Source organism: Arthrobacter crystallopoietes (assembly GCF_017603825.1).
Classification (GTDB): Bacteria; Actinomycetota; Actinomycetes; order Actinomycetales; family Micrococcaceae; genus Crystallibacter; species Crystallibacter crystallopoietes_B.
In genome coordinates, this window is the sequence record NZ_CP072014.1 from 3,617,439 (window position 1) to 3,641,934 (window position 24,496).

The window sequence follows — 24,496 nt, forward strand, 5'->3', positions numbered from 1 at the left end:
GCTAGCCCGTGCCCCCGCGCGCGGCCGCCAGGGCCTCCCGGAAGCTGTTGTAGCGGCGGATCTCTTCCTCCACCGGAGCCACCACTTTCCTCTCCGCCACCTGCTCCACCGCCGACCGCAGCCGCCGTCGTGCTTTAGCTGCCCTGGAGGCCGCCGCTACCCGGGCGACCAATGCCGATGCCAACCCCAGCACGATGCCCAGCAGGACGCCGGCCACCAGCAGCAGCGTGGGAACCGGGAAGCCCTCGACCCGCGGCGCCGGAGGTACTTCGAACTGGAGGTAGCCCAGGACGGCCAGCCCCAGAAGCCAGAGGGCGCCAGCGGCCGCCGCGGCCAGGGCGATCCATTGGAGAGCGCCGATCACCGGCCACCACCACGACTTCCGGTTTGAGCCCAGGTCCGTCCCGGCCATAGCCTGGTCGAGGGCATCGGGCAGCTGGGGTGCGCTGGCACGGGCAGCTCTGCGGATGGAGCCGCGCCATACTTCCGGTGCCCGGCTGCCGGCCGTATCGGCGAAGGCCCGGACCGCGGAATCCGCTTGCGCCCGCTGCGCGGGGCCCGGCTCAGGCAGGGAAGACCGGTTCACCGCGGGATTGACATCCCTGCGGTCCAGGTTGAGCCGCTTCAAGGGATCACGGCGGAGTTTGCCCAGCCAACGGGTGACCGGCCAGCCAGTGTTGGCGTGCGACTGCCTGCGGTAGGACTTGCGCACCGCTTCCGCCACCACGTCCACGCTCGCAGACTGGGCCAGGTGCTCAGAGAGCTTCTGTTTGGCTTCCTTCGGCACGGCCGGAAGCGCCGGGCCGGACGAGCCGTTCGCCAATGCGGCGGCAGAAGCGTCGATATCGGCCAGCAGGCGTTCCGTGCTGGCGCGGCGTCGGTCGACCACGGTGCGGATGGCCGTGCGCAGTTCATCGACGCCCGCGCCGGTCATCGCGGAGGCCGGGTAGACCGCTACACCATCGAGTCCGTCCTGCGCCAGGATCTGCTTCAGCGAGTCCAGCACCGGCCGCACTTCGCGCGTAGCCAGCCGGTCGATCTGATTGAGCACCACCATGGTGACCGCTCCGTACGAGGCAAGCGGGCGCAGGAAACCCTGGTGCAGGGCGGCATCAGCGTATTTCTGCGGATCGAGCACCCAGACGAGGACGTCCACCTGACCCGCGAGCCGTTCCACGATCTCCCGGTGTTCGACGGCGGTGGAGTCGAAATCAGGAAGATCAAGCAGGATCAGTCCGCCGTAGCCATCTTCGTCGGCACCATGTTCCTGGCGGCCGCTCGCCGGCGGAGCATCCATCAGATGCCGCTGTTTGACCTGGAGCCAATCGAGCAGCGGCTCGCTTCCGACTGGATTCCAGACACCCGCCAACGGCTCGGAAGTCGTCGGGCGGCGGGCGGCAGCGGTCGCTACTTCCTGGCCAGCTACCGCGTTGAACAGGGATGACTTACCGCTGCCCGTGGCGCCGAAGAAACCGACAACGGTATGTTCGGCCGACAACGACCGTCTTGTGCTGGCCCGGTTCAGTACTTCCGTGACGGGTGTCAGCGTCTCATCCGGCAGTCGTTCTTGGGCAAGTTCGCGCGCAGTGTTCAGAGCCTCCAGCCGGCTGCGCAACGGCGAGCGTTCCTTCTCTCCCCGGTGCCGGCTCATGCCACGCCCTCCGCTCCGGTTCGCCGGGCCAGCGCGGACAGCTGCGCTGACTGGCCGCGCAGTCCGGCGGCAAGCGCCGCGGCGTCCTGGTCGTCGATCAGGGAGAGGAAACGTGTTGCTTCCTCCCGCATGAGGTTTTCCGTCCGAATTTTTAGCCCTTCCCGCGCTTTGCGGGCGAGGCGGCGGACCGCGTCCTCGCCGAAAACGGCCTCCAGCAGTTTTTGGCCGACCACAGCTGTTCCGCCGGCAACCCCGATCTCGATGCCGGTCAGCCCACCGGTGGCGGCGAAGACCACCACCATTAGCGCCACGCCGAGCCCGTTGACCCCAAAGGAAAGCATCCTGGCGGTAAGCCGCTTGCTGGCGCCCTCCGTCTGGATCATCTCCAGCAGGTCTCCCTGCCAGGCCCGGATTTCGGCCGAGGCCTTGTCGCTGAAACCGTCGCTGACGGTAGACAAATCCTTGTTGCCCAGCAACTGCCGCCCAGCCGGATCGTTGCGCCACCGCGCATCAGCGTCCTCGGCGCCCTTGGCTGCCTCGTCCACGATCACGGCCTGCAGCCCCGTTTCAATTGCGGCCTCGACGTTGACGGAGGGTGCGGGCTTACCGCTGAAGAAGGCGCCGATCCGGTCCCTCAGCTGACCGATCCCACTCTCGATCGAGCGGAAGAACTCTCCGGTTCCCACGAAGTCCTGCCAGCGGGCCAACACTTCACCGCGCAGCAGCGTGCCGTCCTGGGTGGAGTCGAGGGTCCGCCGGGCTGCACTGTTATAGGCGTCCAGCACGTCGTCACGCAGTCTGGCGGCAGCGACGGACTGGGCGTCCAGTGCATCCGCCACGGACGCGGTCGTGGCGGCCAGCGACGCGACCGCCCCACTCAGGGTCCGGCGCGCAATGGCGGCCCTTCCCGTCGCGTCCGCGGAAATCTCCAGCAGCCAGCCGCGGATATCCGTCACCGCGGCATACGGCAGCATGCCCAGCTCATCCAGGGGCGACTCGGGGACGACAAAGAGCCGCGCGTTGCCCAGTCCTTCGCGTTCCAGGAGCCCGGCGAGATCCGCCCGGACCTCGTCCTCAACGCCGACCGGAACGCGGTCCAGCACGACGGCGACGAGAATGTCCCGGCGGCCTGCTTCCAGCAGCAGCTTCCACGGCACGGCGTCCGCATACCGGTTGGCCGTGGTCACAAACAGCCACAGGTCGGCCGCCGACAGCAACTGCCCCGCCAGCTTGCGGTTATCGTCCGATATGGAGTCCACGTCGGGTGCATCCAGCAGGGCGATGCCGGGCGGGATCGTGGATTCAGGGACGAGGACCAGGGACGACATGGCGCGCGGATCCGGTTCGGCGCCTGCCCGCTCCGCCGGCAGTCCACCGGCGGGCTCCGCGGCCGAGGTGATGCGGTTCAGGGCGGGCAGGACGCGCTGGTCCGAAAACCAGGAACGGTCCCGCGGATTGTGCAGCAGGATAGGTTGGCGCGTCGTCGGCCTGATGGCGCCCGTGCGGGTGACCGGGCGGCCAGCGAGCGCGTTGACCAACGTGGATTTGCCGGCGCCGGTGGATCCGCCCACAACGGCCAGCAGCGGAGCGTCCAAGCTCCGGTAGCGCGGCAGGACATAGTCCTCCAGTTGGTCGAGCGCTGCGTGGATGTCGTGGCGGGTCTGCGCGGCTCCGGGCAGATGAAGCGGAAGCGTCAACTCGCCGAGCGCATCGCGGACCGCCTCCGCCAGTGCCAACCCGTCCGAGGCCGGTTCCGGGCGGTTGCCTGTTGTACCTGTCACAGATTCCATCATGCCAGCACCTCAAGGCATTCACCGTTGACTTGGGAATTCCGTCCGGAAGCGTTCCTGGAACAGGACCGGAACGTGCACACGAAAAAACCGGCCCCGGACAAAATGTCCGGGACCGGTTATCTGTGACCCCAGCGGGATTCGAACCCGCGTTACCGCCGTGAGAGGGCGGCGTACTAGGCCGCTATACGATGGGGCCTTGCACTTTTTTACCGGCTTTCGCCGATCGAGCTTCATGAGTATTTCACACACTTTGCCCGGCTGCCAAATTCATTATTTGGCCGGAACTACTCTGTAAACAGCGCAATTCCCAGCGCTGGGATACCAGGACTCGAACCTAGAATGACGGTACCAGAAACCGTTGTGTTGCCAATTACACCATATCCCAAAGGTGCTTTCGGGCCCTGCGGGAAGCTTCTTGCTTACTTCCTCAGCGCCTCAGCACGAGTAATTACTTTACCGGAGGTCTTCCGTTTACACAAAACGGTTGGCCGGTTACCCGCTGAGGCGTCCGTCACATCACCCGAAAGCGCCTGTTCTAGGCGTTTTGGAAAGCCTTGATGCGGGCCAGCGAAGAGTTCTTCCCGAGGATGACCATGGACTCGAATAGCGGCGGGGAGATCCGGCGGCCGGAGACAGCGGTCCGGACCGGGCCGAAGGCCAGCCGCGGCTTAAGCCTCAGTTCTTCCACCAGCGCGGTACGCAGAGCAGTCTGGATGTTTTCCGCGGTCCACTCCTCGATCGGTTCCAAGGCAACCAGCGCCGCGTCCAGGACTTCAGCCAGGTTTTCCGGCAGCCCCTTGCGCGCGTCGTCCGCGATGTCGATTTCGTCGTCTTTCTTGAACAGGAAGGCGATCATGTCCGGGGCTTCCCCCAGCAAGGTGATGCGTTCCTGGATCAGCGGGGCGGCCTCGGCCAGCACCATATGGTCCCGCTCCGTGAGGGTCTCCCCTACCAAGGAGGCATGCTGCAGGTACGGGACCAGGCGCAGCCTGAAGTCCCCCGGTTCCAGCAGCCGCACGTGGGTTCCATTGATGGCCTCGGCCTTCTTCAGATCGAAGCGCGCAGGGTTGGAGAGCACATCGTGGATATCGAAGTTCTCCACCAGCTGGTCCACCGTGAAGATGTCTTCGTCCGCGGACAGGCTCCAGCCCAGCAGCGACAGGTAGTTCAACAGCCCCTCGCGGATGAAGCCGCGTTCGCGGTGCAGGAAGAGGTTGGACTCCGGGTCCCGCTTGGACAGTTTCTTGTTGCCCTGGCCCATGACATAGGGCAGGTGGCCGAACAGCGGCATGTAGCGCGCCACACCGATGTCCACCAGCGCCCGGTACAGGGCGATCTGGCGCGGCGTGGAGGAGAGCAGATCCTCGCCGCGAAGGACATGGGTGATGCCCATCAGCGCATCGTCCACCGGGTTCACCAGCGTGTAGAGGGGCTTGCCGTTGGCGCGGACGACGGCGAAGTCCGGTACAGTCCCGGCCTTGAACGTGATTTCGCCCCGGACCAGATCGTTGAAGGTCAGGTCCTCGTCCGGCATCCGCACGCGCAGCACGGGCTCGCGTCCCTCTGACTTGAATGCGGCGATCTGTTCCCCGGTCAGGTCCCGGTCGAAGTTGTCGTAACCGAGTTTGGCGTCGCGGCCAGCTGCCTTGTGCCGGGCCTCGACCTCTTCCGGCGTCGAGTAGGACTCGTAGACGTGACCGGCTTCCTTCAGCTTGGTAATGACGTCCTGGTAGATGTCAGCGCGCTGGGACTGGCGATAGGGTCCGTGCGGACCGCCGACTTCGACGCCCTCGTCCCAGGTGATGCCGAGCCACTTCATCGCTTCCAGCAACTGCTGGTAGCTTTCCTCGCTGTCGCGGGCGGCATCCGTGTCTTCGATCCGGAAGACCATGGTCCCGCCGGTGTGCCGGGCGTAGGCCCAGTTGAACAGGGCAGTGCGGATGAGGCCGACGTGCGGGGTTCCGGTGGGCGACGGGCAGAACCGTACCCGGACAGGTGTTTCGGCATCGACAGTGGGCAGGTCAGCAGGAAGGGCAGATGCATTAGTCATGATGGAGTCCAGTTTAGCCCGTGCCGGAACTCTGCCCGCGGCTCAGCGGACGCTACCGCACTGCCTGCTCAAGGAGCGCATAGATTCCTCCGCACACCACGGCTCCGGCCAGCGCCGAAACCGCGAAACGCCCGGCCTGCGCAGGCTGCAGAAGCGTCTGTGCCCAGACACCGGCTGCCAGCAGCACTGCGCCGATCAATCCGGTCATTCCTGCCATCAAGACCAGGATGGCGGCGGCTCCGCCATAGGTCATGCAAGTCCAGTCCGGGCCGGCTCGGCGGAAGAGCAGCATCAAGGCAAAGCCACCGTAAATGGCGAAGATGACGGCCGCAAGTCCCAGCGGACCGTTCAGCCACTGGATGGCCCGCAAGGTCCCGTACATCAACACTCCGGTGCACACCATCAGCGGGCCGAAGCCGAGCCGTTCGATCCCGCGGCGCAGGTCACCCCGCTTGTCCAGCCACGTAACGATGGCCCACGGCACAAAGCACAGCAGGAAAGCCGCCCCGGTTCCCCACCACACCATCCGGCCGAGACCGTATTCGAGCACAGGGCTCAAGATCAGGACCACGGCCCAGACGACGGCGGGCGGCAGCACCGCTGCGATGGTGCGGGCCGCCGCCGGGCCGCGTGGCGCCGTCATCATCGTTCGTCCAGGCTAGCGGCGCGCAGTGTTGGACAGCCGTCCGATGCCTTCGATCTCAACCTCGTAGCGCTGCCCGGCCTCGATCGTCCCGACGCCGGCCGGGGTGCCGGTCATGATGATGTCACCGGGCAGCAGGGTGAAGGCCTGGGAGACATAGGCAACGAGCTCCTTGACACTCCAGGTCATCTGGGCCGTGTTGCCGTCCTGCTTCAATTCGCCGTCGAGCCAGCCCTTGACCGCAAGATCTTCGGTGTCCAGTTCCGTTTCGATCCAAGGTCCGATCGGTGCCGAGCCATCGAAGCCTTTGGCACGGGCCCACTGGTTGTCCGTACGCTGGGCATCGCGGGCGGTCAGGTCGTTGCCGCAGGTGTAGCCGAAGATCACTTCGTCGACCCGTTCGGCCGGGACGTCCTTGCAGATCCGGCCGATCACTACGCACAGCTCCGCCTCGTAGGACACCTCTTCCGAAAACTCGGGCAGCACCATCGGTTCGTTCGGACCGATGACGGAGGTGTTCGGCTTCAGGAACATCAGCGGTGCGGCCGGGGTTTCGTTACCCATTTCCTTGATGTGCTCGGCGTAGTTGCGGCCGATACCGACCACCTTGCTGCGGGGAATGATGGGGGCCAGCAGCCGCACGTCCTCAAGCTTGTGGCGGGCACCGGTGAGCTGGATTCCGGAGAAGAACGGGTCACCGGCGATGACCGCGACCTCTTCATTTCCTTCGTCACCTTCGACGATGCCGAAAGCAGGGTCAGAGTCAAGTACAAATCGGGCGATACGCATACGAACTACCCTAGCGGCTCCGGCGCTGGATTCCGGAGCGCAGGTAATCCAGCTGTGCCGCGACGGATGCTTCGGCCGCCCCGCGCACCGACGGATCGATGTCGTTGTAAACATAATCGGTGACGGCGTCGACGCCTGCGTGCTCGCCGAGCTCCTTCAGAGCGGCGCGAATCTGGTCCAGCCGCAGCTGGCGGTGCTCCGCATATTCGCGGCAGATGGCTGAAAGATCAGGCAGGAGGGGGCCGTGGGCCGGCAGGACTTTTGCCGGCCCGAGCGCGGCCAGTTTCTCCAGCGACTCCAGATAAGGGCCCAGCCGGCCGTCCGGGTAGGCGATGATGGTTGTCCCCCGGCCCAAAATGGTGTCGCCGGTGAGCACGGAGCCGTCCGGACCGTCGTCGGGAAGATGGAAAGACACGGAATCCGCCGTGTGCCCGGGAGTGGCGAGGACCGAGATATCCACGCCGGCGGTGCGAATGGTTTCGCCGTCGGTGAGCGGATCGCCGCCGTGGCACTGGGCCCGGTCCAAGGCACGCACGGGTGCTCCGGTCAGCTCGTGGAACCGCGCACTGGCCTCGGTGTGATCGATGTGGTGGTGCGTAATCAGCACCAGCTCGACGTTGCCCGCGGCGGCCAGTTCCTGCAGGTGCGCCTCATCCAGCGGCCCCGGATCCACGACTACGACGCCGGGCTCGCCGGGAGCGCTGATCAGGTAGGACTGGGTCCCCTCCAGGCTCATCGGCCCGGGATTCGGCGCCAGCCGGTAGCGGGTGAGCGTGCTGCTGCGGACCAGGTTCGGATTCGATGCTGCGTTCACGTCCCTATCCTTGCATCCCGGCACCGGTTCCGGGATGTCTGACGAATCCCGGAACGAGGAGCGGCGAAGGCGGTGACCGGCTCTCCCAAGCCGGGCACCGCCGTCGGACTTTATGATGTTGCCTACCGACCGGGGTTACTCGCTGCGGGTGTTCTGCTCGGCGAGCGTATCCCAGAAGGAGGTGTCGGCGTCGTCGATGGAGCGGTCCGAAATGGCCCGGACAGCAGCGTCGAGCGTGGTGACGGTTTGCTTGATCAGGTAGCCGTTAGATTTCTGGCCGAGCACGTAGTCATCACGGTAGTGGTCGCTCATACCGCGCATCTCGAACAGCAGTGTCGAGATGCCGTATTCGACGGCGATGCCGTTGCGGCTGATCGTTTCGGCGGTCCCGCCGACGTACTTGCCCAGGTGGCCCCAGCCCGTGGAGTCGACGGCGTTGAAGACGACGGCACCTAGCTGCTTCGAGCCTTCCAGCACATCCGCTTCCACGTTCTCTGTGGTCGGGTACAGGATGGAGCCCGAGACGAGCTGTCCGTCCCGTTCGCTTTGGGCGCCCTGGTGGTGCAGGTCAATCATGTAGTCGATGTTGTACTTGCCCAGGACATTGTCATGCAGCGCCCGGGTTTCCGGCTGGTTCCTGGTGATGTGATCCCGGTTGATGTCCACTTCATTGGCGTTGTACCGGGTCAGGTGCCGGTCACCGGCGGCAATGTAATCGTCCAGCGGAAAGTTGACGTCCCCCATGGCACCGTCCGCGTTGAGCATCGGCACGATCAGGACATTGACCCCGTCCAGCACGCCCTTGGTCTTGCCCGTGCCCAGGTGCTTGATGAATTCCAGGGCGCCTTCCGTGGTCAGCTGCTCGTTCCCATGCTGCTGCGTGAGGAAGAGGACCGTGGGGTTCTCCGGGTTGCTGATGTACTTCGCCAAGAAGATATCGCGGCCCTTCACGGTCTGCCCGATGACGTCAACGTCCAACCGCGGCTGTTTGGCGTCCTGCACGTCGAGCTCAGCCGCCAGTTCCTCATAGGTGTGGAGAATTGAGGTGTTGACGGTTTCATTGCCGCCGTAATTGGGGCCTTCGCCGGCTGCTACGGCGGCGGGTGCCGTGACGGCGGTCAGAGCGAGGGCTCCGGCCAAGACTGCTGCGGCAAGTGGTTTTCTCATGGACGAGGTTCCTCCTGGTGCGATCTGCGGGTGATGTTTGCAAGCTATCCGCCCACGCGCGGCAGCGATAGGTTAAACGATCAAATATGCGCTCCAGACCCCAAACTTTAATTCGAGGGAATTCCGCACCAACGGCAAAAGGCCCCGTCCGCACTGTGCGAACGGGGCCCTTGTAATCTGATCCGGGCTGGCTGCGCCTAGGCCAGGCGGGTCAGCCAGCCGTGTGTGTCCTCCACGGCGCCGGTCTGGATGCCCAGCAATTGCTTGCGGATGGACATCGACACTTCACCGGCGTTGCTGCCCGGAGAGCCGATAGAGCCGTCCTTGGTCTTCAGTTCTCCGATGGGCGTGATGACCGCTGCCGTGCCGCAGGCGAAGGCCTCCGTGATGTCGCCGGAAGCGACCCCGTCCCGCCACTCGTCAATGGTGATCTTGCGTTCCTGCACGTCGAGGCCGCGGTCCTTGGCCAGCTGGATGATGGAGGAGCGCGTGACGCCGTGCAGGATGTTTCCGTTCAGCTCGGGCGTGACCAGCGTGCCGTTCTTGAACACGAAGAAAATGTTCATTCCGCCGAGTTCTTCCACGGCATTGTCATTGAACGGGTCCAGGAACAGTACCTGCTTGCAGCCGTGCGCCTCGGCTTCCATCTGCGGGGCCAGCGAAGCCGCATAATTGCCGCCGCATTTGGCTTCCCCGGTACCGCCGCGGCCTGCCCGGGCATACTGTTCCGACAGCCAGATCGACACCGGCTTCAGCTCGCCGCCGAAGTAGTTGCCGACCGGCGAGGCGATGACGCGGAAGGAAACCTCCCGCGCCGGCCGCACGCCGAGGAACGCCTCCGTGGCGATCATGAACGGGCGCAGGTACAGCGCTTCGCCGTCGCCGTTGGGCACCCAGTCCTTGTCCACCTCCACCAGTTGCCGCAGGGACTCCAGGAACGTCTCCTCCGGAATTTCCGGCAGCGCCAGCCGGCGGGCGGAGCGGTTCATCCGTTTCGCGTTAGCCTCGGGACGGAAGGTCCAGACCGAACCGTCCGCGTGCTTGTACGCCTTCATCCCCTCGAAGATTTCCTGGCCGTAGTGGAGCACGGCTGCGGAGGGATCCAGGGCGATGGGACCGTAAGGCTCGATCCGCGCGCCGGACCAGCCGCCGTTCCCTTCTGCGTCGACTTTGTAATCGACGACGGCCGTGTGGTCCGTGAAGTAGTTGCCGAAACCCGGGTCGGCCAGTATGGCAGCACGTTCTTCGGCGCTCTTCGGATGGTCCGAGAGCTGCTGGGTGAATTCCAGCGTTTGGGTCATGGTTCCTCCACGGTCTTAGGGCACGCCGTTGTGATTCGAGTTAAGGGCTGCTAACTAGCCTACTGCCAAAAGTGAGGCAATAGCATCGCCGATCTCCGACGTCGTACGCGGTTCGGTGCCGCGGCCGGCGATGTCCTTCTCCACTGCATCCTGCACCCGGGCAGCGGCAGCGTCCAGGCCAAGATGCTCCAGCAGCAGGGCCACGGACAGAATGGCGGCGGTGGGATCGGCCTTCTGCTGGCCGGCAATGTCCGGGGCGGAGCCGTGGACCGGTTCGAACATGGACGGGGCGGTGCGGTCCATGTTGATGTTGCCCGAGGCTGCCAGGCCGATGCCGCCGGTGATAGCGGCGGCCAGATCGGTGATGATGTCGCCGAAGAGGTTGTCCGTGACGATAACGTCGAAGCGGCTCGGGTCGGTGACCATGAAGATGGTGGCCGCGTCGATATGCAGGTAGTCGACGGCGACATCGGGGAACTCGCGCCCCACTGCCTCGACCTGGCGGCGCCACAGGTGGCCCGCATGGACGAGTACATTGTGCTTGTGGACCAGGGTCAGCTTCTTGCGGCGGGCCGACGCACGGCGGAAGGCATCGCGGACCACACGCTCCACGCCGTGGGCGGTGTTGACCGAGACTTCGGTGGCGATCTCATGCGGCGTGCCGACGCGCAGCGCGCCGCCATTGCCGACGTAGGGGCCTTCGGTACCTTCACGCACGACGACGAAATCCACTTCGCCGGGGTTGGCCAGCGGGCTGGGCACGCCGGGAAAGAGCTTGGACGGACGCAGGTTGACGAAGTGGTCCAGGCTAAAGCGCAGCTTGAGCAACATCTCGCGTTCGATGATGCCGGAGGGAATGCGGGTGTCCCCGGGAGCCGCACCGACGGCGCCGAACAGAATGGCGTCGTGGCCGCGCAGCCTGTCGAGCGTGTCTTCCGGCAGGGTCTCCCCCGTGGCCAGCCAGTGCTCGGCACCGAGCTTGTACTCCGTCAGTTCAAAGGTGGCGTCTTCATTGGCGGTCGCCGCCTTGAGTACCTTGACTCCTTCTGCCACCACCTCGGGACCGATTCCGTCTCCGGGGATGACTGCCAGTGAAAATGCCTGTGACTCTGCTGCGTTCATGCCTCCAGTCTAGGGAACGATCCCACATCCTGAGCAAGCCATCTCACTTTGTGAACAGTTGAAAATCAGACCCGGGCATGATGTTGGGAGCGCAGACCGCGGCATAGAGTTCTGGATCATGCGCGGCAGGCTTGCCCTGGAGGCCGTCCTGATCGCGGGCGTGGCCGCGCTGCTCAGGTCCGGGCTGGGCATTCTGTACCGCTGGCACTCCTTGTCCGGCTGGTTCACCGGCGGGAAAGCCAGCTCCTGCGGATCGGACGCCGCGGACCCGAGACATGGCAGGGGCAGCGTGTTACGTTGACTGTGAAGTCTCTGACCGTAGGCACCGCGCTTGGACGGGAGTTCAACGATGAGCAGCACCACCGAAACCCATGAGCAACCGGAGCTCAAACGGGCCATAGGTCCGAAGCTCCTGTTGCTGTTCATAGTCGGGGACATCCTCGGCACAGGCGTTTACGCCCTGACCGGGCGGATTGCCGGCGAGGTGGGCGGCGCCGCCTGGGCACCGATCCTGCTGGCCTTCATTGTTGCCACCATCACCGCGTTCTCGTACCTGGAACTCGTGACGAAATATCCGCAAGCAGCCGGCGCCGCGCTCTACACACACAAGGCCTTCGGCATCCATTTCCTGACGTTCCTGGTCACCTTCGCGGTCCTCAGCTCCGGCATCACCTCCGCTTCCACCGCATCCAAGTTCCTGGCCGAGAACTTCATCGTGGGGTTCAACCTTGACTGGGACCAGGGCGGAGTCACGTGGGTCGCGGTGATCTTCATGCTCGTGCTGGCGATGATCAATTTGCGCGGTGTCGCCGAGAGCATCAAGTTCAATGTGGTCCTGACCCTGGTTGAGTTCACCGGCCTGATGATCGTGATCTTCATCGGTTTCTGGGCCATGTCCCAGGGCAACGTGGACTTCAGCAGGGTGTTGATCTTCGAAACGTCCGCCGACAAAGGCGCTTTCCTGTCCATTACGGCTGCCACGTCGCTCGCTTTCTTCTCGATGGTGGGGTTCGAGGACTCGGTCAACATGGCGGAGGAAACTAAGGATCCGGTCAAGATTTTTCCCAAAGTCATGCTGACCGGTCTGGGCATCACCGTCCTGATCTACATTCTCGTCTCCGTGGCCGCAGTGGCTATTGTCCCCATCGGTGTGCTGTCCGAAAGCCCCACACCGCTGCTCGAGGTGGTGCAGGCCGGGGCACCGGGCCTGCCGGTGGATGTCATTTATCCGTTCCTCTCCATGTTTGCGGTGGCCAATACCGCGCTGATCAACATGCTGATGGCCAGCCGCCTGCTCTATGGCATGGCCAAACAGGACGTGCTGCCCCGCTCGCTGGGCAAGGTGTTGCCGAACCGCCGTTCACCGTGGGCCTCCATCATTTTCACCACACTGATTGCCCTCGCCCTGATCATTACCGTCACCAACTTCATGGGCACCGACACCGTCAGTGCCCTGGGCGGGACCACGGCGCTGCTCCTGCTCTGCGTTTTCACCGTGGTGAACGTCGCCGTCCTCGTCCTGCGCCGCCGGCCGATAGACCGGCCGCATTTCCAGTCCCCCACGGTCCTTCCTTACCTAGGGGTGGCGACTTGCGCCTTCCTCGTCGGCCCCTGGGCGCAGGATCCCATCGAATACCAGATCGCCGGAGTGATGATTGGCCTGGGCATCGTGCTGTGGCTGCTGACCTGGTTGTGGAACCGTGGCGTGCGGGCAAAGAAGACCCGAATCAGGCACCCGGAGGACCTGGCCGGCTAAAGCCCTCCGCCCCCGGGTCAACGACAACCCGATCAGGATCTGCAAAAATAGCAAGCATGCTGATGACCGACGATCGGGAGGACCACACGATGGACCAGGACCACAAGCAGCCGGGCCGGCTGGACAACGACGAATTTGCTGCCTATCTGGACGATCATCTGCTGGGTGCCAAGACCGGAATCAGGCTCTTCGGTTCGGCCCGGGAGTCCTGGGCCGGAACCGAATTCGAGGCCGACCTCCAGCGCTTGCGCAACGAGGTCATCGCCGAACGCCGCGAGGTCAAGGAACTGATGGGGCAGTTCGGCTACCGGCGGAGCACCTTCAAGAAAGTCGCAGCCGCAGGCGGCGCTGTGGTGGGCAAGATCAATCCGCTCAACCCGCTGCGAATCGGCGGAGGCGCAGGAGCACAGTTGGAGCTGGAAATGCTTCAGTCCGCGCTCCGCGGCAAGGAATGCCTCTGGCGGACCCTGATCGTACTGGCAGAAGCGGAGCCGCGGCTCGATGCGTCGCGTTTCCGGCAACTGCTGGCCCAGACCAACCGCCAGCTGGATACGATGGCCCGCATCATGGAGCGCACGGCTAAGGACCGTTTCCTGGCCCGACCGGACGTCGCCTAAGCAGCCCTTAGCCGGCGGGCTCTTCGTACTTCGGGAAGATCGGTGTCGGCGCCGGCAAATCCGTACCCGGCACCATAGCCTTGGCGATGGCAGCGAAATCGCGGGCGCCGTCGTTGCTCTGTCCCAGCACATCGAGCAGTTTGGCAGCCGAACCGGGCATCACCGGCTGGACCAGGATAGAGACGATCCGCAGCACCTCCAGCGTGACATAGAGCACGGTGTTCATCCGCTCCACGTCCGTCTTGCGCAGCACCCAGGGAGCCTGCTCGGCGAAGTACGCGTTGGTATCGCCCAGGACGGTCCAGATCGCCTCCAGCGATGCGTGGAAATCCTGCAGTTCGTAGGCTGCGCGGGACTTTTCCAGCAGCCGCTCGGCCCGCGCCAGCAATTCATGGTCCTCGGCGGCGAGCGTGCCGGGCTGCGGAACCTTGCCCTCGCAATTCTTGGCCACCATGGACAGGGAGCGCTGGGCCAGGTTGCCCAGATTGTTGGCCAGATCCGCGTTCATCCGGCCGACAATGGCCTCGTGGCTGTAGGAGCCGTCTGCGCCGAAGGGGACTTCGCGCAGCAGGAAGAAGCGCATCTGGTCCAGACCGTACTGCGCCACCCAGTCCGACGGCGCAATCACGTTGCCCAGCGACTTGGACATTTTCACGCCCTGGTTGTACAGATGGCCGTGGATCATCACGCGCTTGGGCAGTTCCAGCCCGGCGGACATCAGGAACGCCGGCCAATAGATGGCGTGGAAGCGGGAGATGTCCTTGCCGATCACGTGGACATCGGCCGGCCACCACTTGCGGAACGCGTCCGCCTCGGTGTCCGGGAAGCCGACGCCGGTGAGGTAGTTGGTCAGCGCGTCCACCCACACGTACATCACGTGCTTGGGATTGCCCGGCACCGGAATACCCCAGTCGAAGGTGGTGCGGGAGATGGACAGGTCCATCAGGCCGTGCTTGACGAAGCTGATGACCTCGTTGAAGCGGGTGCGCGGGGCGGCGAATTCCGGCTGGTCTTCGTAAAGCTTAAGCAGCTTGTCCTGGTAGGCCGACAGGCGGAAGAAGTAGGACTCTTCTTCGGTCCAAGTGACTTCGGTGTCGGTCTGGATCGAGTAGCGCTTGCCGTCCTCGCGGACTTCAGTCTCGTCCTCGCCATAGTAGGCCTCGTCGCGGACGGAGTACCAGCCCTCGTACTTGTCGAGGTAGATGTCCCCGGCGTCTTCCATCCGCTTCCAGATGGCCTGCGCGGCGGCGTAGTGGTCTTCGTCCGTGGTACGGATGAAGCGGTCGTAGCTGATGCCCAGGCCGTCCTGGGTAGCCTGGAAGACATCCGAGTTACGCTTGGCCAAGGCCAGCGGGGTGATGCCTTCCTTCTCCGCGGTGTGCAGCATCTTCTGCCCGTGTTCGTCCGTTCCGGTCAGGAAGCAGACGTCGTAGCCGTCCAGCCGCTTGAACCGCGCCATAGCATCCGTGGCGATGAACTCGTAGGCATGTCCGATGTGGGGCACGCCGTTGGGGTACGAAATAGCCGTGGTGATGTAGTACGGGGGCTTATCAGCAGAAGAGGTCACCTATAGAAATTACCGTGTGTGCTCGGCGCTTGTCGAAAGCGGCCGGCCGCCGCCGTCTTCGTGACAACGACGGCGGCACCCGGATCCTCCGCTTACGGCGCCTTCGGCGGCAGTTGGCCGTCTCAGTACATGTGGGTGCGGCTGTCCGCCACCTTGATCAGTTCCTCGTCGTGGGACGCCACCAGGACCGCAATCCCGTCCTTGGTGGTGTCCTTGAGGATGCCGATGATCTGGTTGGCATGCTCGCGGTCCAGGCTGGCCGTCGGCTCATCCACCACAAGCACGCGCGTGCCCAGGATCAGCGCGCGCGCAATCGCCACCCGCTGCCGCTCGCCGCCGGACAGCTGCGCCGGGTAATGCCGCATCCGGCGTCCCAGCCCCACCAGGTCCAGCAGATCCTTGGCCATCTCGGTCTTCGCTTCAACCTGTTTGTCCGGCACCGCGGGCAGCAACACGTTCTCAAGCGCGCTCATCCCGTCGATCAGCGCCCCGCCCTGGTCCACATACCCGATGAGGGCGCGGCGGCGGTCGGAGATTTCGTCGTCGTCCATCTCATCGAGCGAATCGCCCTGCCAGAACACCTCGCCCGATGTCGGCAGCGTCAGGCCGGCCGCCACCGTCAGGATGCTGGTCTTGCCCGAGCCGCTTCGTCCGGCCAGGCAGTGCATGCTCCCCGCCTCCAGGCCAAGGTCGAAATCCTCTGCGACCACCAGCGGCTCGCCGCCGCCACCGTCATAGCGGATGGTGATGCCACGCAGCTCCAGCGGCATGGCATGGTCCGCGGTACGCCCGATCTTCTCGGCACGCGTCTGCGGTTGTTCAATCATTTCCGTGTCCTTGTCATCAGGATGAACCAGAGAATCACTGCCAGCACGCCGGCGGCCACCGCACGCAGCGCGGCATGCGGTGCCACGGCCAGGGAGACGCCGACGGCGCCGAGGACGGCCAGCGGCAGGGCCATCACCGCCAGCAGCCCCGCTTCGCTCCGCCGCAGCGAGAGCAGCAGCGTGGGAGTCCAGCCCATCGCCTCAAGAATGTCCCACTGCTCGCGTTTGCGGGCCAGATCGAAACGGCCGGTCATCAGGGTCAGCACCAATGCCGTCACCACGCCGAGCACCGCCAGCGCGATGTTCACGCCGCCGGTCTGGCTGAGCGCCAGCGAGCCGAGCGCCGTGCTGCCGGCTGCCCGCGGGAGGTCGAGGATAACCGCCGCCAGTGCGCCGGCCGCCGCACCGAGCACACCGACGCCCACAACAACCGCTCCGGCGTTGAACCGGTTGGTGTTCACCTGCCGCAGCGCGAATTTCAGCGGCGTATCAATCATGGGCGCGGTGCCTGACGAGGACGGCGCATCACCGGCCGGCGGAACCGGCTTCAGCATCGCGGCCGAGAGGAAGGAGGCCGCGACATAGACGATGAGTACGACGCCGGAAACCACCAGCGTGGTCAGCGTGCGGCTGAAGGCGTTGACCACTACCGCCACGGCCAGCAGCGCCGCGGCGCCGACGAGCAGTTCGGCCAGGAACCACGAACGGATCCGGGGCCGAGTCCAGCCCATGGCGCGCAGGGTCACAGCTTCGGTACGGCGCGAGCGGGTGAACGCAACTGTGCTCGCTGCAGTCAGCAGCGCGGCTCCGCCCAGTGTCAGGAAGAGCAACGCCGAGCTGGCCTGGCCCAGTGAGCTCTGGACCGCCGAGGCAGCGCCCTGGCGGACCCAGGACTGGCTGACCGTACCCAGGTCGGTCACCGTTCCGTCGGCTTCCTGGTGGTACTCGGGTACATAGATGGAAACGTCCTCACGGGCGGAGCCGGCAACAACCTGGACATCCAGGCCCAGGTCGCCGATGGCGGCCGCTACGGCATCGATGTTCGGTGCGGCATCGGCCCAACTGCCGCCGGCATCCACCCGGACGCGAACGGCGTCAATGACCGGATCGGTGTCCGAAGTTCCGCGCACGGCGGCCAGCCCGTTGAAGTCCGTGATGGCACCGGCGGACTGTACTGCCAGTCCCGCACCGCTAAGGCCCGGCTTGAGCTCGGTGTCGTCGACGCTGTTACCTTCGGCGTCTTCCGTCAGCGTCACCCGCGCCGGGTCGTAGCCGCCCAGCGGCAGGTAGTTCACGTCGCCGGCAGCATCGCGCACGGCATTGGCGTCGAAGGTGCCGTAGACAAACGGAAGGGGTGCGGCGGCGTCGGCCGGATCGTCCAGGCTGGTCCGGTAGGACTGCTCGTTGACCGGCTCGCGCTGGCTCTGGTCCGGCTCCAGTTGCCATTGCAGCGTCTTTTCCGGCAACTCGTTGACGGTGACCCAGCCCTGCGGGGTGACCGTCTGTTCCACGCTGCCGTCCGGGTTGGCTTCGCCGGCCACGTACTCGGGAGTGGAGAGGAAGTCGGTGGTCCACTCGGCCGGCTGGTGCAGACCAGCGACAACCTGGACCCCGCCGGAGCCCAGCAGGTAGTTGTAATCCTCGCCACCGGGCCAGCGCAGCTGGAAAGGCTTGGAAGAGGCAAACGGGAGGTATTCCTCCCCCAGTTCCTTGCTGACAGTACCCACCTCCGCAACGGTATTGCCGGCGTCGTCAATCTCTTCGATGTCAACGGAGTACGTCAGATCCAGATCGGTGCCGGAGCGGACCACCAGCGGGATCACCTTCGAATCCTCGGTCAGGGTTCCCGCTTCCACCGCCGCCCGGTACTGCGTCAGGAAGGGGCTCCAGAACCTGAACGGGTGCCCGTCGATTACGGCAGAGTCGGTGCCGTCGGCGAAGAGACCCGGCGTCATCTGCTGCGAGAACTTATCCCCCAGTTCCATGGCGCTGCGGCCCGACGGCGCTGGGGCCTTCGCCAGGGGCGCGAGGAAGCCGCCGGCCTCGCCCAGCAGTGCCTGCTCGGCGGCGGGGTCAACGGCTACAACGGTCTCGGTGATCTGGGGCAGCATCGGCAGTGCAACGGTGAGGTCAAAATCGCCGTGGGCACTGCCGCCGGCGGGGTCCGGGAACTTGATGCCCGTCTCCCCCTCCGGGGCCACCGTGCGCAGGCTGGTGCCGCCGGGAACCTTCAGTTCCTCGAGCTTGGCCTGACCCAGCGAACCTTCCGCCGCGGTTTCGAACAGGACAGTGTCGCTGACGCCGTTGGAGGTGACGGCCTTGGCCGTGATCCGGTAGTTCTTCGGTTCCTCGCTGAGCACGGAGTCCGGCTCAGGCCATTCCTCGGCCGGCACTGCATCGGTGATGTTCTGTTGTTCGAGGTAGCCTTCGATGTTTTCGTTGTAGCCCACGTAGTCCGTGGCCTTCAACTGGGGAAACTCGATGTCCTGCACAACCTTGGAGACCAGGCTTATCGGCGCCGCGACTCCAACATCGGCGAGGCCGCGGATCTGCCCGAGCTGTTCCTGGGTGATGCCGCCGGTACCGGAAACGTAGTCCGGCTGTTTCAGCGTGTCTGTATCCGGGCCCTTGCCTTCGGGGAGTACCAAGATGTCGTAGAGTCCCCGGGAGTTGGTATCCACTACCTGTCCCAGGGATGACTGGGCACGGTCCTGGATGAACACCGATAGCAGCATGGCCGCGACCAGGACCACTACCGTGACTACGAGCGAGCGGCTACGCAAGAATCGTGCTGCTGCGTTCAACTGTATTCCCCCACATAAGGACTTGACGGTACGAAAAAGAGAGGAGATAAGCGCAAAGGCCCGTTGAGCCGATGCGAAAGCCAACTGCTCAACGGGCCTGCACTACAGCTGGATCAGTCTTGCAGGTCGACTGCCCGGGCCAGGGTTGCGCCGATGGTCTGGCGCAGTTCCTCCAGCAGATCCTGCGGCACAGAGCTGTCCACAGCCAGCAGCGCCAAGGCCTGCTTTTTGTCTTCGTTGCGGGATACCTGCATGCCGGCGATGTTGATGTTGTGATTGCCCAGCAGCTGGCCGAGGGTGCCGATGACACCGGGGCGGTCATCGTAGGTGAAGACCAGCAGGTGCTCGCTGATCGGGATTTCAACTTCGTAGCCGTTGACGCACACGAGCTTCTGGATCTGCTTCGGGCCGGTCAGCGTGCCGGCAACGGAGATCTGGCTGCCGTCGGAGAGAGCACCGCGTACGGTCAGGACGTTCCGGTATTCCTCGGACTCGGAGGTGGTGATCAGCCGGGTGTTGATCCCGCGTTGTTCCGCCAGCACGGGCGCATTGACATAGGAGACCTGTTCCGAAACGACGTCCTTGAAGACACCCTTCAGCGCAGCCAGTTCCAAGGCCTTGACATCCAGCTCGGCGATTTCGCCGGCCACCTCGACGTCGATCTGGGTGACCGAGTCATGTGTCAGTGCAGTGAAGATGCGGCCGATCTTCTCGATCAGCGGGATGCCCGGGCGGACCTCGGGAGCAATGACGCCGCCGGCAACGTTGACCGCGTCGGGAACGAGTTCACCGGCGAGGGCCAGGCGCACGGACTTGGCCACGGAGACGCCTGCCTTTTCCTGTGCCTCCTCCGTGGAAGCGCCCAGGTGCGGGGTGACCACAACGTTATCGAGTGCGAAGAACGGAAGGTCGGTGCTGGGCTCCTTGACGAAAACGTCAATGGCAGCGCCGGCGATCTTGCCTTCCTTGAGGGCGGTGTAGAGCTCGTCCTCGTCGATCAGACCGCCGCGGGCGACGTTGACGATGTAGGCGGAAGGCTTCATCTTCTCGAAGGCCTCGGCGCCGATCATGCCGATGGTTTCGGGCGTCTTCGGCATGTGGATGGAGATGAAGTCCGACTGCTCAAGCAGCTCGTCCAGGCTCACCAGCTGGACGCCGAGCTGGGCGGCACGTGCGCTGGTGACGTACGGGTCGTAAGCGAGAATCTGGGTTTCGAAGGCCTGCAGGCGTGAAGCGATCAGGGCTCCGATCCGGCCGAGGCCGATGATGCCGACCTTCTTTTCGTAGAGCTCGGCACCCGTGTACTTCGAACGCTTCCATTCACCGTTCTTGAGTGCAGCATTGGCGGCCGGAATGTGGCGTGCCAGCGAGAGGATGTGCCCGACGGTCAGTTCAGCCGCGGAAACGATGTTCGACGTCGGCGCGTTGACCACCATGACGCCCGCCTGCGTCGCTGCTTTGATGTCCACGTTGTCCAAGCCGACGCCGGCACGGGCGATGACCTTCAGATTCTTGGCTGCAGCGATGGCTTCCTCGTCCACCTTGGTGGCGGAACGGACCAGGATGGCATCTACATCTGCAATAGCGGAGAGCAGCTGGGAGCGGTCCGCCCCGTCTGTCTGGCGGATCTCGAAGTCGGGACCCAGTGCCTCGACGGTTGCGGGCGACAGTTCTTCGGCAAGGAGAACTACAGGTTTTTCCACAGGGGTGTTCCTTCGCTGCGTTGCATGGTGGGGTGAGTACAGTCTAAGACCGACAAGGGGGCCGGACGCGCATTGTTAAGAATACCAATGTGCGTCCGGCCCCTATGCCGATTAATCCAGGTCTGCGTGCGGCGAGGAACGCCGCATGCGTTCCTTAGCGGGCTACGGAGCCCTCGGTGTAGTCATCGTTGGTCTTGATCCACGAGAAAAGCTTGCGCAGTTCGCGGCCCGTGGCCTCGATCGGGTGGTCCTCACCCTTCTTGCGCAGGGCGGCGAACTCCGGCGCGCCGGCATCCTGGTCGTCGATGAAGCGCTTGGCGAAGGCACCGGACTGGATGTCGGCCAGCACGGCCTTCATGTTTTCCTTCACGTGCTCGTCGATGACGCGCGGGCCGGAAACGTAGTCGCCGTACTCGGCGGTGTCCGACACGGACCAGCGCTGCTTGGCGATGCCGCCTTCGACCATCAGGTCAACGATGAGCTTGAGTTCGTGCAGCACTTCGAAGTACGCAACCTCCGGCTTGTAGCCTGCCTCGGTCAGGGTTTCAAAGCCGTACTGGATCAGCTGCGAAGCACCGCCGCAGAGAACAGCCTGCTCGCCGAACAGGTCGGTTTCGGTCTCTTCGGTGAAGGTGGTTTCGATGACGCCCGCACGGGTGCCGCCGATGGCCTTCGCGTAGGACAGCGCCAGTTCCTTGGCCTTGCCGGAGGCGTTCTGCTCCACGGCGATCAGGTCCGGCACGCCACGGCCTGCTTCGAATTCGCGGCGGACAATGTGGCCCGGACCCTTGGGGGCAACGAGGGCAACGTCGACGTCGGCCGGCGGCTTGATGTAGCCGTAGCGGATGTTGAACCCGTGGCCGAAGAACAGGGCATCGCCGGACTGCAGGTTCGGTGCGATGTCCTCGGCGTACACGTGGCGCTGCACCTGGTCCGGGGTCAGCACCATGATCAGGTCGGCTTCGGCAACTGCTTCGGCAACGCCGAGCACGCGCAGGCCCTCGGCCTCCGCCTTCTCGCGGGACTTGGAACCTTCCTTGAGTCCAACGCGGACGTCCACGCCCGAGTCGCGCAGGCTCAGCGCGTGGGCGTGGCCCTGGCTGCCGTAACCGATGACGGCAACGGTGCGCCCCTGGATGATCGAGAGGTCGGCGTCGTCGTCGTAGTAGAGCTCAGTCACTTGTATTTCTCCTGTTTGAGGTTTCTTGATAAGGGTCTAGGCGGAACGCAGGGCGCGGTCGCTCATGGACCGGGAGCCGCGGCCGATGGCCAGCGTTCCTGATTGAACAATTTCGCGGATGCCAAACGGCTCAAGCACGGACAGCAGTGCGTTGAGCTTTTCGGCGGTGCCAGTGGCTTCCAGGACCAACGAGTCGGTAGACACGTCGACCACGGAAGCGCGGAAGAGATCTGCTGCCTGGGTTACTTGCAGCCGAGTCGCGGCATCCGCACGAACCTTGACCAAGATGTGGTCGCGTTGCACGGAGGATTCGGGAACCAGCTCGACAATCTTGATGACATTGATGAGCTTGTTCAGTTGCTTGGTGACCTGTTCCAGCAGATCACCTTCAGCTTCAACCACCACGGTAATGCGGGAGAACCCGGAGGTTTCCGTGGGGCCTACGGCCAAAGAATGGATGTTGAACGCCCGGCGGGCAAAGAGGCTGGCGACACGGGTCAGGACACCCGGAACGTCTTCAACCAGCACTGAAAGGGTATGGCGTGCCATTGACTAGTCCTCTTCTTCCCATTCCGGGGTCATGTCGCGGGCGATCTGGATCAGGTCGTTGCTGACGCCCGAGGGCACCATCGGCCAGACCATGGAGTTGGGGCTGACGACGAAGTCGATCACCACCGGACGGTCGTTGATTTCCAGCGCCTGCTTGATCGTCGCGTCGATGTCCTCGGCGCGTTCGCAGCGCAGCCCGACACAACCGTAGGCATCGGCCATCTTGACGAAATCCGGGATCCGGACCGTCTCGTGGCCGGTGTGCAGGTCGGTGTTGGAGTAGCGGCCGTCGTAGAACAGCGTCTGCCACTGCCGCACCATGCCGAGCGAGGAGTTGTTGATGACAGCAACCTTGATCGGAATGTTGTTCAGCGCGCAGGTTGCCAGCTCCTGGTTGGTCATCTGGAAGCAGCCGTCGCCATCGATCGACCAGACCACCCGGTCCGGGTTGCCGACCTTGGCGCCCATGGCGGCAGGCACGGAATAACCCATGGTGCCCAGCCCGCCGGAGTTCAGCCAGGCCTGCGGCCGCTCGTACTTGATGAACTGGGCGCTCCACATCTGGTGCTGGCCCACGCCGGCGACGTAGACGCCCTCCGGACCGGTGAGTTCGCCGATGCGCTCGATGACCTGCTGGGGCGCCATCAGGCCGTCGTCGGGCTCCGTGAAGCCCAGCGGGTAGGTGTTCTTCAGCCGGTTCACCTGGGTCCACCACTCGGTCAGATCCGGGGCTCCAACGGCGGCAAACCGTTCCCGGCAGGCCTGGGCGAGCTCCGGAATGATCTCCTTGACCGAACCGACGATCGGCACATCTGCCGTGCGGTTCTTCGAGATTTCGGCCGGGTCGATGTCGGCGTGGATGACCTTGGCGTCCGGGGCAAAGGTGCTCAGGACACCGGTCACCCGGTCATCGAACCGGGCACCCAGGGTGATGAGCAGGTCCGACTGCTGCAGCGCCGTGACGGCCGAGACCGAGCCGTGCATGCCCGGCATGCCGACATGCTGCGGGTGGGAATCGGGGAACACGCCGCGGGCCATCAACGTTGTGGCCACCGGCGCGCCAACCAGCTCCGCAAGTTCGAGCAGTTCCGGGGACGCATTGCCCTTGAGCACGCCGCCGCCGACGTAGAAGACGGGACGTTCCGCGGCCGCAATCAGCTTGGCTGCCTCCCGGACCTGCTTGGAGTGTCCGCGGACCACCGTGCGGTAGCCGGGAATGTCGATCTTCGGTGGCCAGGAGAACGTCACCTTCGCCTGCTGGCAATCCTTCGGGATGTCCACCAGGACGGGGCCGGGACGGCCGGTGGTGGCGATGTGGAATGCCTCGGCCAGCACCCGCGGAATGTCTTCCGGGTTCGTGACCAGGTAGGAGTGCTTGGTGATCGGCATGGTGATGCCGACAATGTCCGCTTCCTGGAAGGCGTCCGAGCCGATAACGCTGGTGGCTACCTGGCCGGTAATCGCCACCATCGGAACGGAGTCCATGTGGGCGTCCGCGATGGCCGTCACCAGGTTGGTGGCGCCGGGGCCGGAGGTGGCGATGCAGACGCCTGCCTTGCCGGTGACCATGGCGTAGCCCTGGGCGGCATGGCCTGCTCCCTGTTCATGGCGGACCAGGATGTGGTTAATCTTGGTCGAGTCCATGAGCGGGTCGTAGGTGGGGAGGATGGCCCCGCCCGGCAACCCGAAGACGTCATCGACGCCCAGTTCTTCCAGTGAACGGACAACGGCTTGTGAGCCGGTCATTTCTGTGGGCGGCACGATGTTGTTGGGCCCCTGAACGGGGTTGACCGCATCCACGATGGAAGAGACAGAAGCAGCATCTTTGTTCTTGACAGCGTCGCTGGCCGCGGCCGGCGCTTTTTGGGCCATCAGCGAGGGGCTGATTGGCGATCCCTTACTCATCGGATTTCCTTTGCGGATCTTCTGTAATTTCGGATGTGCCTGCCGGTTCCCTGCAACGGGAGGGCCGGCTCTGTTCTCTTCTGCAAATAAAAAAACCCCGTCGAGCCGGTTGGCTCCGATGGGGTTTCGCGCGTGACGTGGTCTTACCAGCCGGGGCTTACGCCACGCGCTTGATAAGGACGACCACGGATACGTTCTGCATGACTTCAGTGTTCTACCACACAGATATCAGTGTCAACCGGAGACAACGTTGTCTCA

General features: G+C 64.4%; 19 protein-coding genes and 2 tRNA genes. 3 read left to right on the forward strand and 18 right to left on the reverse strand.

The window, feature by feature from the left end; all coding sequences use genetic code 11:
* Position 1 precedes the first annotated feature (1 nt).
* The 11 genes from J5251_RS16555 to J5251_RS16605 form a co-directional block, all read right to left on the reverse strand.
* Positions 2-1,651, reverse strand: coding sequence for a GTPase (locus tag J5251_RS16555; RefSeq protein WP_208574631.1), 1,650 nt, complete (start codon positions 1,649-1,651; stop codon positions 2-4).
* A complete protein-coding gene (locus tag J5251_RS16560; RefSeq protein WP_208576208.1) occupies positions 1,648-3,441 on the reverse strand; it encodes a dynamin family protein in 1,794 nt (597 codons plus the stop codon). The genes J5251_RS16555 and J5251_RS16560 overlap by 4 nt, the downstream gene beginning before the upstream one ends.
* A 126-nt stretch (positions 3,442-3,567) precedes the next feature.
* Positions 3,568-3,640 (reverse strand) — tRNA-Glu (locus J5251_RS16565).
* 117 nt (positions 3,641-3,757) lie between these two features.
* Positions 3,758-3,829 (reverse strand) — tRNA-Gln (locus J5251_RS16570).
* Positions 3,830-3,979: 150 nt separating this feature from the next.
* Entirely contained in the window at positions 3,980-5,494 is a 1,515-nt protein-coding gene (gltX, locus tag J5251_RS16575) for a glutamate--tRNA ligase (RefSeq protein ID WP_208574632.1), read from the reverse strand.
* Between the two features lie 52 nt (positions 5,495-5,546).
* A complete protein-coding gene (locus J5251_RS16580) occupies positions 5,547-6,140 on the reverse strand; it encodes a hypothetical protein (protein WP_208574633.1) in 594 nt (197 codons plus the stop codon).
* Positions 6,141-6,152: 12 nt separating this feature from the next.
* Entirely contained in the window at positions 6,153-6,926 is a 774-nt protein-coding gene (locus J5251_RS16585) for a fumarylacetoacetate hydrolase family protein (protein WP_208574634.1), read from the reverse strand.
* A 10-nt stretch (positions 6,927-6,936) separates the two neighbouring features.
* The gene (locus tag J5251_RS16590) at positions 6,937-7,740 is read right to left on the reverse strand and encodes an MBL fold metallo-hydrolase (RefSeq protein ID WP_208574635.1); all 804 of its coding nucleotides are present in this window, start codon (positions 7,738-7,740) and stop codon (positions 6,937-6,939) included.
* A 135-nt stretch (positions 7,741-7,875) separates the two neighbouring features.
* A complete protein-coding gene (locus J5251_RS16595; protein WP_208574636.1) occupies positions 7,876-8,907 on the reverse strand; it encodes a M14 family zinc carboxypeptidase in 1,032 nt (343 codons plus the stop codon).
* 197 nt (positions 8,908-9,104) lie between these two features.
* Positions 9,105-10,208, reverse strand: a complete 1,104-nt coding sequence (locus J5251_RS16600; protein ID WP_139006540.1) for a branched-chain amino acid aminotransferase — start codon at positions 10,206-10,208, stop codon at positions 9,105-9,107.
* A gap of 54 nt (positions 10,209-10,262) precedes the next feature.
* The gene (locus J5251_RS16605; RefSeq protein ID WP_139006541.1) at positions 10,263-11,330 is read right to left on the reverse strand and encodes a 3-isopropylmalate dehydrogenase; all 1,068 of its coding nucleotides are present in this window, start codon (positions 11,328-11,330) and stop codon (positions 10,263-10,265) included.
* Between the two features lie 118 nt (positions 11,331-11,448).
* Here J5251_RS16605 and J5251_RS16610 point away from each other — a divergent pair, with 118 nt between their 5' ends.
* The 3 genes from J5251_RS16610 to J5251_RS16620 are packed head-to-tail and all read left to right on the forward strand — an operon-like array spanning position 11,449 to position 13,703.
* A complete protein-coding gene (locus J5251_RS16610) occupies positions 11,449-11,631 on the forward strand; it encodes a hypothetical protein (RefSeq protein WP_208574637.1) in 183 nt (60 codons plus the stop codon).
* A gap of 48 nt (positions 11,632-11,679) precedes the next feature.
* Positions 11,680-13,086, forward strand: coding sequence for an APC family permease (locus J5251_RS16615; RefSeq protein WP_208574638.1), 1,407 nt, complete (start codon positions 11,680-11,682; stop codon positions 13,084-13,086).
* A 56-nt stretch (positions 13,087-13,142) separates the two neighbouring features.
* Positions 13,143-13,703: a hypothetical protein gene (locus J5251_RS16620; protein WP_139006544.1), complete on the forward strand. Its 561-nt coding sequence runs from the start codon at positions 13,143-13,145 to the stop codon at positions 13,701-13,703.
* A gap of 7 nt (positions 13,704-13,710) precedes the next feature.
* Here the strand turns inward: J5251_RS16620 and metG are convergent, their stop codons facing one another.
* The 7 genes from metG to J5251_RS16655 form a co-directional block, all read right to left on the reverse strand.
* A complete protein-coding gene (metG, locus tag J5251_RS16625) occupies positions 13,711-15,270 on the reverse strand; it encodes a methionine--tRNA ligase (protein WP_208574639.1) in 1,560 nt (519 codons plus the stop codon).
* A 122-nt stretch (positions 15,271-15,392) separates the two neighbouring features.
* A complete protein-coding gene (locus tag J5251_RS16630) occupies positions 15,393-16,097 on the reverse strand; it encodes an ABC transporter ATP-binding protein (protein ID WP_208574640.1) in 705 nt (234 codons plus the stop codon).
* Positions 16,094-18,901 carry an ABC transporter permease gene (locus J5251_RS16635; protein ID WP_208574641.1) on the reverse strand — a complete coding sequence of 936 codons (2,808 nt, stop codon included), beginning with the start codon at positions 18,899-18,901 and terminating at the stop codon, positions 16,094-16,096. Before J5251_RS16635 ends, J5251_RS16630 begins: the two co-directional genes overlap by 4 nt.
* A gap of 113 nt (positions 18,902-19,014) precedes the next feature.
* A complete protein-coding gene (serA, locus tag J5251_RS16640; protein ID WP_139006548.1) occupies positions 19,015-20,604 on the reverse strand; it encodes a phosphoglycerate dehydrogenase in 1,590 nt (529 codons plus the stop codon).
* 154 nt (positions 20,605-20,758) lie between these two features.
* A complete protein-coding gene (ilvC, locus tag J5251_RS16645) occupies positions 20,759-21,784 on the reverse strand; it encodes a ketol-acid reductoisomerase (RefSeq protein WP_074701972.1) in 1,026 nt (341 codons plus the stop codon).
* Between the two features lie 36 nt (positions 21,785-21,820).
* Positions 21,821-22,333 (reverse strand): acetolactate synthase small subunit, encoded by a 513-nt coding sequence (gene ilvN, locus J5251_RS16650; RefSeq protein WP_074701971.1) that lies wholly within the window; start codon positions 22,331-22,333, stop codon positions 21,821-21,823.
* A 3-nt stretch (positions 22,334-22,336) separates the two neighbouring features.
* A complete protein-coding gene (locus J5251_RS16655) occupies positions 22,337-24,238 on the reverse strand; it encodes an acetolactate synthase large subunit (protein WP_208574642.1) in 1,902 nt (633 codons plus the stop codon).
* Positions 24,239-24,496 lie beyond the last annotated feature (258 nt).